Here is a 15,444-nt window from a genome sequence, read left to right on the forward strand (position 1 = left end):
AGACATAACTCATTGAACTGGGGATATAATAAAAATTCTATGGAGGGATTATGCGTATTGGAATCATTGAAGATCATCAGCTTGTTAGGGATAGTTTTAAAAAATTATTAGAGCTACAAACAGGATGGCAAGTTGTAATAGAAGCCTGCTCAGTCACTGAAGCAAAACTTGCCGTTAGCTTAGAGACACCTGATATATTTATTGTTGATATTTCAATGCATGATGGTGAAAACGGACTCGCATTTCTTTCTTATTTAAACACTCACTTCCCCGACATAAAAACGATCGTTGCTTCTATGTACGACTACGAACCTTATGTTAGCAATGCTCTAAAGTTGGGCGTACAAGCTTATGTATCTAAGCGCTCAGCATCAGAAGCTTTAATTGATGCGGTCAATTCAGTCATTAATGGAGGGCGTTACATCAGTGAAGATGTGAAATTTAATACCACCTCTCCGTCAAGTAAACTCACACTTTTAACACCCAGAGAGAAAGAAGCACTTCCCTTATTTGCCAAAGGCTTGAATGCCAAACAAGTGGCACAACAACTCGATATGATGCCCAAAACAGCCCATGTGCATAAAACAAATATATACAACAAACTTGAAGTCAGTAATTCATTTGAATTATTAAAAATTGCTATAGATTCCGGGATTATCACAATTGATGAACTGGCATAAGCTCGTCTCAAAAGAGTACCCTTCACATAGCTTTATAACTGAAGTATTTAACCAGTTATTGGTGTTTGCGCTTTACTTTCTTGCTTTATATTTATCCTCTTGGGTGAGTAATCATTTAGAAACCGTTACCCAAAGTAGCGCAATTTACCTGCCTGCGGGGGTGAAGCTTGCATTCTTTGTTATATTGCCTGTGCGATTTTGGCCAATGCTTTGGATTGCCTCTAGGCTTTATGTGTCATATTCAGGTGTCTATTACAATGGCGAATGGAGCTTTGATTTATTTCATGGTTTCTTTCAAGAATTAACCTATATGGCTATTGTCTACAGCTTTAAGAAAAGCCGCTGGCCACCAAAAGTTACCTCCAATTCAGGTGCTTTGTCGCTAATTCTACTTGCCGTTTTTTCAGCTTCTTTCAAATGGTTTTTGTTCTCGAGCGCCTTTGAATTCACAACCTGGTTAGAAGGTAAGCAAGTATTACAATATCAACTCAATATGACATTAGGCGACCTGACGGGGACATTATTAGTCGCCCCCGTATTATTGTTAATCAGCCAAAGTTATAGCCGTCTGTTTTCTCGTCATCATGCGGTTATTTTTTTAAGCTTATTCACACTGGGGTTTCTTTACATAGTGAGTTACCTAAGTCACTCAGATCTTTACCCCTTGCTACGCCTTTGCTCCCTTCTGCCGGTAATTTGGTTCTCTTATAAATTTGGTATTAAAGGTGCTATAGCAAGTGCATTGGTAAGTAATGTGCTGATCGTTGCACAAGCAGGCCCCACACAAGATGCGACCAATACTTACATTAGCCAATTATTCATCTTAGCGAATTCAGTAACAGGCCTGCTAATAGGGACTGCCACTAACGAGTTAAAGATCAAAAATAATCAACTACAAGCCAGCAACGAAAAACTCACGGCACTTCTTGAGAAAAATAAACAACTCGCTAAACGTATGGTGACTGTTCAAGAAAATGAGCGAAAGTACTTGTCTCAAGAACTACATGACGAATTAGGCCAAAACCTGACAGCTCTCAAAACAGACTTAACTGTGCTTTCTATCGCACAACAAAATAATGAAAACGCACTCGTTGATGGCCTAAAAGAAAATGCAAAAGCGATGTATGATTCTGTCTATCAGATTATGCATCATCTCAGACCAAGGGAGCTTGATGAACTAGGCCTTGTGCAGGCACTTAAAGAGGGCCGCTTTAAGTCTTTGCTAAATAAAGCATCTATCAATTACATAGCTGAAATAAGCTTAAAGTCAGCAATATCAGATGAACATCAAACAGCTATCTACAGAATTTGCCAAGAAGCTGTAACAAACTGCATCAAACACAGTACAGCCACAGAGCTAAGGCTTAGCTTGGCCGCTCACGAACAGTATATACACCTTAATATTACAGATAATGGCAAAGCGAAAGCCACACAACAACAATCTGGTGGCTACGGATTATCATTTATTGAAGAGCGAGTTATTGCACTTGATGGCACGTATACAGTTACTGAAATAGATGGATTTAAAATTGAAGTGCATTTTGGTATTTGAATGCAAAAATTTACATTAAATAAACTTGCTTGGTAAAAAATTTTTTCTTCATATTCGCAAGCTGAATTTCAGCTTGATTGCCAATAAGCTGTAACAACAAGCCATGCGCTATTTCCTTTTCCCCCAACCTAGATTTAACAACCACCTCTTTACCAATCGCACCCTGCAGCCTCGGTTTAGGAAAGTTCGCTTTGCTAACAGGTTTAAGGCCTTCATTTTCGACAAACAAGTTAAGACAGTGCTGCTTAGCAGCACAGATCCAGTCATCATGTGATTTAACAATATCGACGTTATTTAGAAAGTGTATTAACGCGCTATTTCGGCTGCTAAATTCACTCGAAACATCAGACATTTTTTTCACTTGCGCCCATTTACGAATAACGACGTATTTACCTTGCTTGAGCCTTGCTAAACTCGTCGATGCGCCCGTCATCCTGCTATACCATTCAATTCTGTAACAAGAAGAACCCAAACTATGAAGCAGGATAGTGGTATTGCCAAACTCCTTAGTACTTCCCTCAATAACACTCATTTTCAATCCTTTAAACATAAGTAAATTAGATTTAAAGGATATAAAGAACAAACCGTTATGGTAATTAGCTACTTTCTTAGTGTGCCTAAGAAAAATTCATAGTTTGCAGGCTATAGCTATTAAGTGAGCTAGTTAGGTATATATAACTAACTAGTTAAAACCTGTATATTTTTAGTATTACTGACGCTGTCAAAACTACCCTATTTCATCAATAAGAATTACCCCTTTTTCAAGAGCTAGTTTAGTAATTTGAATTTGCGAAGTTAAGTTAAGTTTGCTCATAATGCTAGCACGATGAACATGAGCCGTTTTAGGTATTATATCAATCACTTGTGAAATTTGTTTCGCATTAAAGCCCTGCGCAAGTAGCTTAAAAACTTCTAACTCTCTTCGCGTAAGCTTGTTTAATACATTGTCAGTTTTTTGAGGTTTCAAGAAATGCGTGTTAATTGATGGGCTTAAAAATAGTTGGTTTTTAACGATAGAATGTATTGCAGTTATTAGCTCTTCAGCTGCATCTCGTTTCGATAGATAAGCATCAACACCTAAGTCTAACGCTCTTTGAATGTAAGACTTTTCCTCATACATACTCAAAATGATACGCCTAGCACTTGGTAACTTCTTGCCAATTAGTTGAGCGACTTCTAACCCATTTCTATCTGGCAGAGAAATGTCGATAACGAAGCAATCGATATCAATATCATCTATTTTGTGTAGACACTCACTGTAGCTACTAGCTTCAAAAGAAACTTGCCAATCAGGGTCTTCTTCTTCGATAAGAGCCTTAAAACCTTCTCTTACCATTTGATGATCGTCAATAAGCGCAAATTTCATAACAACTCCATGTATTGATTAGTCCCATTATAACGCGGTAGTGGCGCACTAAGGTAAGAAAAATTCTTATAAGCCTAAGAAAAGTGGAAATAATTTTTTTGATGCCCTCCTAGTAAGCTTACCCAAAATGACAAGGAAATAGCCATGAAAAAGATCGCAGGGGAAACAAGCCACTTTCAAAACATCACCGTATTACTACATTACATAGGTGAGTCAAATTATCGTATTGAGTGGACAAGTAAAATGACAAAAGGGTCTACTAACCTAGTCAAAACAGGTAAAAATAAATACGTAGTAATGCGAAAATGGCCAGAAGCGAAAGCCTTAACGGATGTTGCAGCTAACTTTACTTCACGTAATGCCGCTTTTGTTCATTTCATCAAAAATGTGGACATAATTAAAAGTAACGATGAAACCATCAATAAAGCCAAACAGCGATGTTTAGATTATTTTACTCAGTGCGAGCATATCAAGCCAGTAACCAAAACAGCTTTCCCTAAACCACGCTTGCAAGGGGCTCTAGGCCGTGAAGTGATTGTGAAGCATAAGCGTAATATGTCTGATATTGCTAAAGGGCATTTATTACAACTTATTGGTAATAAAGCTGAAATCCAAGTTACACAACGTTATACTTTGTGCAACCCTAGCGCCAAACAACAGTTTGATACGACGCAAGTTTACATATTATAAAAAGGTTATGCTTACTCATGGATAGAGTCTTCAACAAAAGTTCTTTTGGTACTCTTGCTTCTCACTTTAAAAGCATCAAGCGCACTGAAATTGTAAAGTTTGTACTGTTATCGTGCTTAATCGTTTTAATTGCACCCATTATCGAAAATAGTCTTTATTTATTTTCCTTTAACTATGTTGTGTATGAGGACTTTGTTAGCTGGTACTTTCCGGTTGGCTTTAGAGTAGTTTGTTATCTGTTTTTTCCTTTGCGTTATTGGCCAGCATTAGCAGTCGGTTTTACATTAGGACAAATCAGTTATGTTTGGTATTTTTATGATGTTCCTCTTGATGATGCCCTCTATAGGCTTGTTAGCTTTGCATGCCGAGAGTTTTTGATTCTTACTCCTCTTCTGCTGGCAAAGCTTTTCAAAGTTCGATTAGATATTCAAACTGTTAAAAGTGCTGTTACAGTATTATTTATTGCAATTTCATATCGCTTTATACGATCAATGCTCATTATCTTACCGAGTGATAGCCAAAACAAGTACCGGCTTATTGCTGATGAAGATCGTTTTGAAATGATGTTAGCTCATCAGCTTGGCGGTATCATAACGACACTTATCATGTTGCTTTTCGCGTTTCATGCTAAAACAATTTACCAGCAATTAAATAAACTCATAACTAAAGAGGTTAGTACTCTCTTAGTGCAGCTGTGTTTTTGCCTCACTGTTTTTATTGGGGTTTATTTGTTTGAACCTAAATCACTTTATCTCTTGCGAATGCTCGCTATATTTCCATTGATATGGTTTAGCTATCGATACGGGGCCTTAGGGGCTCTGAGCTATGCAAGTGTAACTGTTATATCCTTACTCATTAACGTCTATGGTGTGAATGAAACCGAGTTACTCCTGACTACGCAACTTTACATAATAAGTTACAGCGTTCTGGCTCTTTTACTCAGTGCATTTGTTACTGAATTAAATAAGTCTAAATCCGCATTATTAGAGCAAAATAAAGAATTAATTGAACTTAGCACGCTAACTCAAAACTTAGCCACTAAAGTTGTCAATGTTCAAGAATCTGAGCGAAGCCAGCTTTCACAAGAATTACATGATGATATAGGTCAAAACCTAACAGCTTTAAAAACAAATATTGCAATATTAGAAAAGAAAACAGCCAACCATAACGAGCTAGCATCGACAATTACACGACTCCAAAACGTTTCAAGCCATATGTATGACTCGGTATATAGGTTAATGCACTGGCTGAGACCTCGTCTATTAGACGAATTGGGTTTAGAAGCAGCATTAAAAAGCGAGTTATTCTCTGAGCACCTAAATGAAGCTGGAATAGCTTATCAATGCAAAATAAGTGGACCGATAGATAACTTAAATGATGATTTTAAAATAGCTATATTCCGTATATGCCAAGAGGCATCAACCAATGCTGTTAAGCATTCTCTGGCCACAGAGTTTTCAATCGATATAACTTATCTACAAAATAAGCTTGAAGTAATCATTAATGACAATGGTATTGGCTTATCTGCACAGCTAAATTCTAATTCAAAAGGAGGGTTTGGAGTGTTAGGAATTGTTGAACGTGTTTCAGTTCTTAATGGTAAAACACAGTTTAAAAATGGTGAATTTGGTGGTTTAACAATAATGATAAATTTCACTACTACACATAATGGTTACTACGCAGTAGCCATAAACTAAACAGTGAAAACTCGTCACACTCTCCCTTTAATACTCTTATTCAAAGCCAGTAAACCACTTTTTGTATGAGCGGAGTGGTTTTTCTTAATTACGTAAAGATATAGAAAGAAAAAGCCCCGCATTGCTGCGAGGCTTTTATGATATTTGGTGAGTCAGCCAGTAAGCCGCTGTTTTGTATGAGCGGAGTGGATTTTCTCCGCCCAAAAAACAAAAAGCCCACAGTTTTCACTGTGGGCTTTCTTTAATTTAGTGAGTCAGCCAATAAGCCGCTGTTTTATATGCGCGGAGTGGATTTTCTCCACCCTAAAAACAAAAAGCCTCGGTAAATACCGAGGCTCTTGTATAATTTGGTGAGTCAGCCAATAAGCCGGGTTCTGTCGTGGATAATCATTCGTCTAGGCCATAAATTGCTCTATGGCTCAAGCAACCTACCCGGTTCCAACGTGGGCCACGCCATAAGGAACCCTATTTGGTCTTGCTCCGGGTGGAGTTTACCTTGCAACCAACTGTTACCAGTGGCCCGGTGCGCTCTTACCGCACCCTTTCACCCTTACCAACCGAAGTTGGCGGTCTCCTCTCTGCTGCACTTGTCGTAGGCTCGCGCCCCCCAGCCGTTAGCTGGCACCCTGCCCTGTGGAGCCCGGACTTTCCTCCCCCTGCGCATTTTCGTTGCAGGCAGCGATTATCTCGGCTGACTCGGCGCGCAGTATACCTGAGCGCGCACGTCTATGCAGTAAAGAATTAGTCTTTTTCGTCAATAATTGCTTTATAAAGTGCGTTTTTCTTCAAACCAAAATACTCAGCCACCACACCGCAAGCTTTTTTCAGTGGCATTTCAGCTTCAAGCAAACCTAGCATACGACGCGCATCTTCTGGAATATCATCACTTTGCTTTACCTTACCCGGTAACATCAATACGATTTCGCCGCGCTGCTTAGTTGGATCATCCGTTAAAAACTGTTTTAGCTCGGCAACAGTGCCATTGAAAAAGGTTTCGAAGGTTTTAGTTAGCTCTTTTGCAAACACTACAGGCTGCTCTGTACCGAGTGCTTCCTCTAAATCATCAAGGCTCGCCATAATACGGTGGGTACTTTCATACATGATACTAGTAATACCTGAGTTTACCGCTTCGATAAAAAAGGTTTGCCTTGCTTTACTCTTTGCAGGTGTAAAACCAATAAACTGAAAGCGGTCTGTCGGTAAACCAGAACAACATACAGCGGTAATTGCTGCACATGCCCCCGGTACTGGCGTGACATGCGCGCCCTGTTCACGGCATAAATTGACTACCGCATAACCTGGGTCGCTGATAAGTGGCGTGCCGGCGTCAGATACCAGAGCAATATTCATTCCTTGCTCTAGCCAATCAACAATTTGTTGCGCTTTTTGTTTCTCGTTATGGTCATGTAAAGCAAAGGTTTTTGCTTTGATATTAAAATGGCTTAACAACTTTCCTGTGTGACGAGTATCTTCAGCGGCTATTAAGTCAACCTCAGATAGGGTTTGAATGGCACGCTGGCTGATGTCGTCAAAGTTACCAATAGGCGTGGCAACAATGTAAAGAGTGCCGATTTTATCTGAATTGTCCTCATTTAACATTGAGGTCTCCTGCGTCAGTCAGTAATATAAGCAAATCGCGTTAACGTATCGGGAAATCATTGTGCGACTTAAACTTGTTAGTCTATTAATTGTATTGTCAGGGTTATCGGCTTGTAGCACAACCGAAAAACAACGAAATAATACAGAAAATCAATCGAGCCAATCGAGTATGGCTCAATCACAACTAACCGACGCACAATCTATGTACCAAGCGGCACTAAATCGTCACGGTGCTGATAAAATTCAGCTTTTATACACTGCACGAGATGCTGCCATTAGCGAAGAGCGCTGGTCACTTTTAGAAAAGGTCTGCCTTGAATTAGAAGCGACTCCGAGCGTAGACCAAATTCAAAACAAACTTTATATTGCACTAGCTCAAGAGCATCAAGGTAAGAGCGACTTAGCTCTGGCACAATTACAACAACTTGAGCCACAGTTAAGCCAACCTGAGCATCAAGCATGGCATCAATACTTAACAGCGCGTGTTTATGCATCGCAAGGCATGCCAAAACAAGCAATGACTTACTTTTTTAAGGCATCAACACTTAGCAGCAAAAACAACTTTACCGTTGCGAATCTCAATAAAGATTTATGGCAAAGCCTAACCCAGCTTTCTTCGTACGCACTCGAACGCTTTAATCGTGGTTCTGTGGTACAACAAGGTTGGGTTAATCTAGCGCTTTACCACCAAGTGTATTTGGGTGCGCCGGTCGAATTACACCAAGCAATGAATAACTGGTTGCGCCGCTACCCTGGTCACCCGGCAGCTGAAGTGCTTCCAAAAAAAGTAACTGAGCTGGTACAAATTGAGCCTTTAAATGTAAAACGCCTAGCTGTATTGCTTCCACAATCAGGTGCCAATGAGCGATTAGGTGATGCTTTAAAAGCGGGTGTTCTCGCGGCCCTCGATGGACAATCATTAGAACAAACATTATTTATTGATGAGTCACTATCTGCGGCAGAAATTGCAATTAAACTCAGCGAGTTTAAAGCCGACTTTGTTATTGGCCCATTATTAAAAAGTAACATTGAAAAGTTGACTAGCGCGCAAACGCTTGTTGATTACCCGGTAATGCATTTAAACACCTTTGATGGTGAGCGTATTTCTCAGCAGCATTTTTTCTTTGCATTAAACCCTGAGCATGAAGTTCAACAAGCCTTAGAACGTTTCTTAACTGCAGGCTATCAAAAACCTATGCTTTTGGCACCGAATAACAGTAACGGTCAACGCTTAGTTGAATACTTCAATGCGCAATGGCAACGCTACAGCGAAGTTAAACCACAAATCGGATTTTATTCTGACAAAGACGATATGCCTAAGACTATTACAGGTCTATTAGAAGTAGACCAAAGTAAAGAGCGCATAAAAGTCGTAAAATCATTATTTAAACAAGAAGTTGAAAGCGAAACCCGCTCACGCAGTGATATCGATGTAGTTTATATTTTAGGTGATGCCACCGAAACACGCCTAATTAAACCATATTTAGACGTTAACGTGAGTACTTTTGCTGATCGTATTCCGCTTTATGCCAGCTCAAAAAGCCACAGTAAACAAATCGATAGAACCGATAAAGGCGATTTAGATGGCCTTTATTTTACGGAACTACCTTGGATGCTTGACGGTCAAATTGCACAACATAATTTACGCCAGCAATACGATAGTTTATGGCCAGAGAACGCTGATATAAGTCAGCGCTTATTCGCAATGGCATTCGATGCAGCCAGTATGTTGGGTGATGTAAAGCAGTTGAGCATGGTACAAGGCAAACGCTTTAGTGGTATTAGTGGTCAATTAAGCATTGCCAGCAATGGTTATGTAACACGCTCTTTAGATTGGGCACAGTACAAGAACAAAAAAATTATTGCTGTTGATTTAGCAACAGAGCAACCAATTCCACTATTCATGCAATCTGCTGTTGGGATTAACGCTGCTGAATAAACGGTTATTTCAAAATACTACTAGCTCAAGGATGAAGCTATGTCGTGGTTTAACCAATTGTGGCAAAATAGCCGCGAAAAAGGCCTGTATTACGAAAAACTGGCTGAACAGTATTTAATACAACATGGCTTAAAGACCATTGAGCGTAATTATTTTTGTAAATACGGTGAGCTCGACCTGATAATGCGCGACGGGCAAACACTTGTATTTGTAGAAGTAAAATTTAGGAAAAACGCCCTTCGTGGCGGCGCAAACTACGCGCTAAGCAAGCTAAAACAGCAACGATTAAGGCGAACGATTAGCCATTATCTTGCCGAAAAAAAGATCTCAAATCAGTTAATGCGGATAGATTATGTCGCTATAACGGGTGAGCTTAATAGCAGCCTTAACTGGTTTAAAAATGTTTACTAACGCCTTCTGGCGTCGGCTTAATTTGGTAGGTTATGCAAGAAACGATTAAAAAAATCTTTACCGAAAATATTCAAGTTCAAATAGCTGCAGGTGAAGTACTTCCGAGCGCACTTGAATCAGCAGCGTTCACCATCGCGCAAAGCCTAATTAACGGCAATAAATTACTATGCTGTGGCACCCCTAGCTGTCATATGTTGGCACAGCACATGGCAGGGTTATTAATTAACTTTTATGAGACCGAGCGCCCTTGTCTTCCAGCAGTTGCGCTTGCACAAGATCAAGTTAACTTAGGCTCAACGGCAAATAACGATGAGCACGAAACTTTTGCCAGACAAATTCGAGCATTTGCACAACAAGGTGACCTTTTACTAGCAATTGCGGTGAATGGTAATGAAAAGCAGATTATCTCAGCAGTCGAAGCTGCACTGACTCGTGATATGAAAGTCATTGTACTTGTTGGCGATGATGGCGGTGAATTAGTCGGTTTACTTGGGCCAAATGATGTTGAAATTCGTGTGCCTTCAAAACGCCCAAGCCGCATTGTTGAGTCGCACTTAGTCAACTTACACTGTCTAAGTGAGCTTATCGATTTAACCCTATTCCCACAGGAAGAAAATTAATGTTTAAACAGTCTTTAATTGTATTTGGTACCGTTTTATTGCTGCAGGGCTGTGCAGCTGCTGTCGTGGCTGGTACAGCGGGTGCTGTAACAGCCGCAAATGATCGCCGCACAATTGGTTCACAAATCGACGATAACAATATCGAAATTAAAAGCTCAATTGCTATCAGTGAAAATGAGCGCTTACATAAATATGCTAACGTTAACGTCATTAGCGTTAATGGTATTGTGCTTATGATTGGTCAAGTTGCCAATCAAGAAATGAAAGACGAAGCACAACGTGCTATCGAAGGCGTTGATGGCATTCGTAAGATACACAACCAAATTCGCATTGGTTCAAATATTGGTATAAGCACACAAACTCATGACTCATGGCTTACCTCTAAAGTTAAAACCCAATTACTCACCACAGAGAGCATCAGCAGTAATAACATCAAAGTAGTTACAGAGAATGGCGAAGTCTTTTTAATGGGCTTAGTGAGCGACTCTGAAGCAAATTTAGCAGTTGATGTAGCACGTAACGTATCAGGCGTTGAACGTGTTATTAAAGTGTTTGAATATTTATAATCTCAAACCGTAAATTGATAATAAAAAACCCGCTGATAAGCGGGTTTCTTGTATTTGAATAAGGTTACTTAATCACTCGTAAGTGAGCACCTTTTTTCTTCTCTGGTTTTGTCGGTGGTTCATCATCTGGCGTAATATCGTCAGGTGTTTCAACACTTTCTAATACCGGAGTAAAATCGTCTTCGTCCTCGATGAATTCTTCTGCAGTAAATACAGTCCCTTCACCATTCTCACGTGCATAAATTGCGAGCACAGCACCCATTGGTACGTAAACTTGCATTGGTTGACCACCAAAACGCGCATTAAAGCTAAGTTGTTGGTTGTCCATTGCAAATTGTGTTACCGCTGATGGGCTTATGTTCAAAACGATCTGGCCGTCTTGCACAAACTGTGTTGGTACTTGTACAGCAGGAAAATCAGCGTTAACCACTAAGTGTGGTGTGCACTGATTATCAACAATCCAATCAAAGAAGGCGCGTAGTAAATAAGGACGATTAGGCGTCATTATAAACGGATCTCACGCTCAGCTTCAGTTAGTGAAGCTTGGAATGATTCACGCTCAAATAAACGTAACATGTATTCTTTAAGCTCTTTAGCGCCAGCACCATTAAGCTCAATGCCAAGCTCAGGTAAACGCCAAAGTAGCGGTGCTAAATAACAATCAACTAAGCTGAACTCTTCGCTCATGAAGTAAGGAGCTTCAGAGAAGATTGGTGCAATTGCAAGTAACGCTTCTGTAAGCTCTTTACGTGCTTGCGCAGCTTCGCTGCTACCGCTAGTGATTTTGTTAGCTAGGCTATACCAATCAGTATCGATACGATGCATCATTAGACGACTACGGCCACGCATAACCGGATAAACTGGCATTAGTGGAGGATGAGGGAAACGTTCATCAAGGTATTCCATGATGATGTTTGCCTGATATAAACCAAGCTCACGATCGATCAGTGTTGGTACTGTACCGTAAGGGTTAATCTCATGAAGTGCTTCTGGCAGGTTATCCTTTTCAGCCAGGTGAATGTCAACACTTACACCTTTTTCAGCAAGTACGATACGTACTTGATGGCTATACATACAGTTAGCACCAGAAAACAGGGTCATTACAGGGCGCTTATTGGCAGCTACGGCCATGCCTACCTCCATTATATTACAAAAACAGCAATAGGGGCTTAAGCCCCTATCACAAAATTACCTTTCAAAATGCCCAGGATTAGTGAACATCTCTCCAGTATTCTTTCTTCAGCATGAATGCCAAGATAAATAGAATCACTAAGAAACCAATTACCTTAAGACCTAACGCTTCTGACTCTAAACGTGACGGTTCGCCAACGTAAGCTAAGAAGTTAGTTAAGTCACGAGCAGCACGATCGTACTCGTCGTCACTCATTTCACCAGAACCATCTGTTTCAGTGCCAACAACTTTAGTCACAGTGTGACCGTGTTCTTCCACTTCTTCAGTGATTGGTGTTGGTAAACCTTGTAGTTCTTGAAGAACGTGCGGCATACCTACCGATGGGAAAACAATATTGTTTACGCCAAACGGACGAGATTCATCTTTGTAGAATGACTTCAGATAAGTGTAGATCCAGTCAGTACCACGAACTCGCGCTACAAGCGTAAGGTCCGGTGGCGCTGCGCCAAACCATTTAGCTGCGTCATCTTTACCAATCGCATTTTTGATGTGGCTACCAACTTTTGAGCCATCAAAAATTAGTTGCTCTTGACCAATCTCAGTAGGAATACCGATATCGCGGAACGTACGCTCATAACGTTGATACTGCATTTGGTGACAACCAAGACAGTAGTTCATGAACAATTTAGCACCGCGTTGTAAAGACGCGTTATCTTTAAGGTCAATGTTCGCATCCATTAAAGGAACCGAAGGACCTGCTGCCATTGTCAACGATGGCAATAATGCGAATAAACCGATAATTAGCTTTTTCATCATTTCGTCAACCTCGTTGGTAATGGCTTAGTTTTCTCATTCTTGCTGTAAACAAATAACAATACGAAGAACATGAAGTATGTCACAGTCGTGATTTGTGATAACAGCGTTTTGAAATCAGTTTGTGGAGTAGCACCAACCCAACCTAAGATAACGAAAGTTACCACAAATTGTGCGATGTTTAACTTGTGTAAACCACAACGATAACGAATAGAACGAACCGAGCCACGGTCAATCCAAGGTAGTAACGCAAGCACTACGATAGATGCACCCATCGCCGCAACACCCATTAACTTGTTAGGGATTGCACGAAGGATTGCATAGAATGGCGTAAAGTACCAAACAGGGAAAATGTGCTCTGGTGTTTTCAGTGGGTTAGCTGCTTCGAAGTTTGGCGCTTCTAAGAAGAAACCATTCATCGCAGGCATAAAGAATACAACCCAGCAGAATAAGATTAAGAAACCAACCACACCCACAATATCTTTCACTGTGTAGTAAGGGTGGAACGGGATTGCATCAACAATGTCTTTCTTGTTGGTGTAATACTCGTGGAATTTGAATTTAGGCTTATCTTCTTCAGCTACAGAACCTTTCTTACGCTTGATTTCAACACCGTCAGGGTTGTTTGAACCCACTTCGTGTAGTGCAACAATGTGTAAGAATACTAAGATAACAATAACTAAAGGTAATGCAATTACGTGTAGTGCAAAGAAGCGGTTAAGCGTAGCACCTGAAATTACGTAGTCACCACGGATCCAAAGCGTTAAATCATCACCAATAACCGGAATCGCACCGAATAGTGAAATGATTACCTGTGCACCCCAGAAAGACATTTGTCCCCAAGGAAGTAAGTAACCCATGAAAGCTTCAGCCATAAGCGCTAAGAAAATGAACATACCGAATAACCACAATAATTCACGTGGTTTTTGGTAAGAACCGTAGATCATGCCACGGAACATGTGCAGATATACAACGATAAAGAACGCTGAAGCACCTGTTGAGTGAAGGTAACGAAGTAACCAACCGTATTCAACATCACGCATGATGTATTCTACAGATGCGAAAGCACCTTCAGCAGACGGTACGAAGTTCATTGTTAACCAGATACCAGTTACGATTTGGTTAACAAGTACTAACATGGCTAGTGAGCCAAAGAAGTACCAGAAGTTAAAGTTTTTTGGTGCTGGATACTGTGCAATATGCATGTTCCAAACACGTGTCATTGGAATACGATCGTCGATCCAACCAATAATTTTACCAAACATTACGCCACTCCTTTTTCTTCACCGACTAAAATAGTCGTGTCATCAAGGAAGGTATATGGAGGGATTTCTAGATTTAATGGAGCAGGTACAGATTGGAATACACGACCAGCCATATCAAATTTAGAACCGTGACACGGACAGAAGAAACCGTCGTCTGTGCCCTCTACTTTTTCACCAAAGCCACCTTGTAGGAAGCTAGGAGAACAACCTAAGTGCGTACAAATACCAACAGCAACGAAGATCTCAGGACGTTGCGAACGGTATTCATTGGTTGATGATTCAGGTTGTTGAGGCTCTTCAGACGCAGGATCACGAAGTTGACCTTCGTGTTCTTTCATCTGTTCAAGCATTTTAGGTGTACGATTAATAACCCAAACAGGTTTTCCTCGCCACTCAACACGTATTAATTGTCCAGGCTCAAGCTTGCTGATATCTACTTCTACAGGCGCACCCGCAGATTTAGCTCGCTCACTTGGATTCCAAGACGCAATAAAAGGAACAGCAGCCCCAGCCGCACCAACACCACCAACAACAGAGGTAGCTATGGTTAAAAAGCGACGTCGGCCATTGTCTACAGGCGCATTGCTCATCCACTTATCTCCACTATGATTCCCAACACTTGCCATATTGAGAACATCAGTTACAGCAGGTTAATTTTTAGAAATTTCAAAATAGTCGCGATCATAATTAAAAGCCTTGATTAAAACAAGGTTATTCACAGTCTCATGCTCGAATAAACCCTATTTAATGAATTATTAATTTAGGTTAGCTCGAGTATGAAGCCGCTGGTTATGATAACGCATATAAAAAAACAATATACTGACCAAGATCAACCTCACTAAGAGGAAACAGAATTCTGCATTAGCTGTTGTTGAACTCACTCACATTACTTGCCCTCCAATTGTAGCAAAAAAATTCATCAATTAACTGATGGATTTAAGCTAATTTTGCTAAATCTTGAAGTTTTTTTACTGTAATACGCAGTAATTATTACTGATGGTTAAATATCGAACGAAAAAAAGCTAGGTTTTTGCTAGTAGATATAAGCAGGCATTACAAACACTATTCTGGATTACGCATTAAATAACAACTTAGCGCGAAATAAATTTCACGC

The 15,444-nt window shown here is 40.3% G+C and carries 16 protein-coding genes and 1 other RNA gene; 8 read left to right on the forward strand and 9 right to left on the reverse strand.

Annotated elements, in window-relative coordinates:
• Positions 1-50 precede the first annotated feature (50 nt).
• Both J8Z25_RS14300 and J8Z25_RS14305 read left to right on the forward strand, forming a co-directional pair.
• Positions 51-680, forward strand: coding sequence for a response regulator transcription factor (locus tag J8Z25_RS14300; protein WP_239977529.1), 630 nt, complete (start codon positions 51-53; stop codon positions 678-680).
• Positions 667-2,232, forward strand: coding sequence for an MASE1 domain-containing protein (locus tag J8Z25_RS14305; protein ID WP_250661246.1), 1,566 nt, complete (start codon positions 667-669; stop codon positions 2,230-2,232). Before J8Z25_RS14300 ends, J8Z25_RS14305 begins: the two co-directional genes overlap by 14 nt.
• Positions 2,233-2,242: 10 nt before the next feature.
• Here J8Z25_RS14305 and J8Z25_RS14310 read toward each other — a convergent pair whose 3' ends face one another.
• Complete coding sequence (locus tag J8Z25_RS14310) at positions 2,243-2,764, reverse strand: hypothetical protein (protein ID WP_250661247.1); 522 nt, start codon at positions 2,762-2,764, stop codon at positions 2,243-2,245.
• A 195-nt stretch (positions 2,765-2,959) separates the two neighbouring features.
• The gene (locus J8Z25_RS14315; RefSeq protein ID WP_250661248.1) at positions 2,960-3,598 is read right to left on the reverse strand and encodes a response regulator transcription factor; all 639 of its coding nucleotides are present in this window, start codon (positions 3,596-3,598) and stop codon (positions 2,960-2,962) included.
• 144 nt (positions 3,599-3,742) lie between these two features.
• On the opposite strand from J8Z25_RS14315, the gene J8Z25_RS14320 reads away from it, so the two are divergent.
• Positions 3,743-4,288: a hypothetical protein gene (locus J8Z25_RS14320; RefSeq protein ID WP_250661249.1), complete on the forward strand. Its 546-nt coding sequence runs from the start codon at positions 3,743-3,745 to the stop codon at positions 4,286-4,288.
• A gap of 17 nt (positions 4,289-4,305) precedes the next feature.
• Entirely contained in the window at positions 4,306-5,985 is a 1,680-nt protein-coding gene (locus J8Z25_RS14325) for an MASE1 domain-containing protein (RefSeq protein ID WP_250661250.1), read from the forward strand.
• A 347-nt stretch (positions 5,986-6,332) separates the two neighbouring features.
• Here the strand turns inward: J8Z25_RS14325 and rnpB are convergent.
• An RNA gene (gene rnpB, locus J8Z25_RS14330) (RNase P RNA component class A) lies at positions 6,333-6,684 on the reverse strand.
• Between the two features lie 42 nt (positions 6,685-6,726).
• Positions 6,727-7,584: a 16S rRNA (cytidine(1402)-2'-O)-methyltransferase gene (gene rsmI, locus J8Z25_RS14335; protein WP_167658643.1), complete on the reverse strand. Its 858-nt coding sequence runs from the start codon at positions 7,582-7,584 to the stop codon at positions 6,727-6,729.
• Between the two features lie 61 nt (positions 7,585-7,645).
• Here rsmI and J8Z25_RS14340 point away from each other — a divergent pair, with 61 nt between their 5' ends.
• The 4 genes from J8Z25_RS14340 to dolP are packed head-to-tail and all read left to right on the forward strand — an operon-like array spanning position 7,646 to position 11,120.
• Positions 7,646-9,523 (forward strand): penicillin-binding protein activator, encoded by a 1,878-nt coding sequence (locus J8Z25_RS14340; protein ID WP_250661251.1) that lies wholly within the window; start codon positions 7,646-7,648, stop codon positions 9,521-9,523.
• Positions 9,524-9,562: 39 nt separating this feature from the next.
• Positions 9,563-9,934, forward strand: a complete 372-nt coding sequence (locus J8Z25_RS14345) for a YraN family protein (protein ID WP_250661252.1) — start codon at positions 9,563-9,565, stop codon at positions 9,932-9,934.
• A 32-nt stretch (positions 9,935-9,966) separates the two neighbouring features.
• Entirely contained in the window at positions 9,967-10,554 is a 588-nt protein-coding gene (locus J8Z25_RS14350) for an SIS domain-containing protein (protein WP_130050515.1), read from the forward strand.
• Complete coding sequence (gene dolP / locus J8Z25_RS14355; protein ID WP_130050514.1) at positions 10,554-11,120, forward strand: division/outer membrane stress-associated lipid-binding lipoprotein; 567 nt, start codon at positions 10,554-10,556, stop codon at positions 11,118-11,120. Before J8Z25_RS14350 ends, dolP begins: the two co-directional genes overlap by 1 nt.
• Positions 11,121-11,184: 64 nt before the next feature.
• Here dolP and J8Z25_RS14360 read toward each other — a convergent pair whose 3' ends face one another.
• From J8Z25_RS14360 to petA, 5 genes are all read right to left on the reverse strand, one after another.
• Positions 11,185-11,625, reverse strand: a complete 441-nt coding sequence (locus J8Z25_RS14360; protein WP_130050513.1) for a ClpXP protease specificity-enhancing factor — start codon at positions 11,623-11,625, stop codon at positions 11,185-11,187.
• Positions 11,625-12,251 (reverse strand): stringent starvation protein SspA, encoded by a 627-nt coding sequence (gene sspA / locus J8Z25_RS14365; RefSeq protein WP_054554181.1) that lies wholly within the window; start codon positions 12,249-12,251, stop codon positions 11,625-11,627. The genes J8Z25_RS14360 and sspA overlap by 1 nt, the downstream gene beginning before the upstream one ends.
• Positions 12,252-12,330: 79 nt before the next feature.
• Positions 12,331-13,068, reverse strand: a complete 738-nt coding sequence (locus J8Z25_RS14370) for a cytochrome c1 (RefSeq protein WP_130050512.1) — start codon at positions 13,066-13,068, stop codon at positions 12,331-12,333.
• The gene (locus J8Z25_RS14375; protein WP_130050511.1) at positions 13,065-14,330 is read right to left on the reverse strand and encodes a cytochrome b; all 1,266 of its coding nucleotides are present in this window, start codon (positions 14,328-14,330) and stop codon (positions 13,065-13,067) included. The genes J8Z25_RS14370 and J8Z25_RS14375 overlap by 4 nt, the downstream gene beginning before the upstream one ends.
• Positions 14,330-14,920, reverse strand: a complete 591-nt coding sequence (petA, locus tag J8Z25_RS14380) for a ubiquinol-cytochrome c reductase iron-sulfur subunit (RefSeq protein ID WP_063702692.1) — start codon at positions 14,918-14,920, stop codon at positions 14,330-14,332. The genes J8Z25_RS14375 and petA overlap by 1 nt, the downstream gene beginning before the upstream one ends.
• Between the last annotated feature and the right edge of the window lie 524 nt (positions 14,921-15,444).

Origin of the sequence: Pseudoalteromonas sp. SCSIO 43101 (assembly GCF_023650775.1) — a bacterium.
GTDB lineage: Bacteria > Pseudomonadota > Gammaproteobacteria > Enterobacterales > Alteromonadaceae > Pseudoalteromonas > Pseudoalteromonas apostichopi.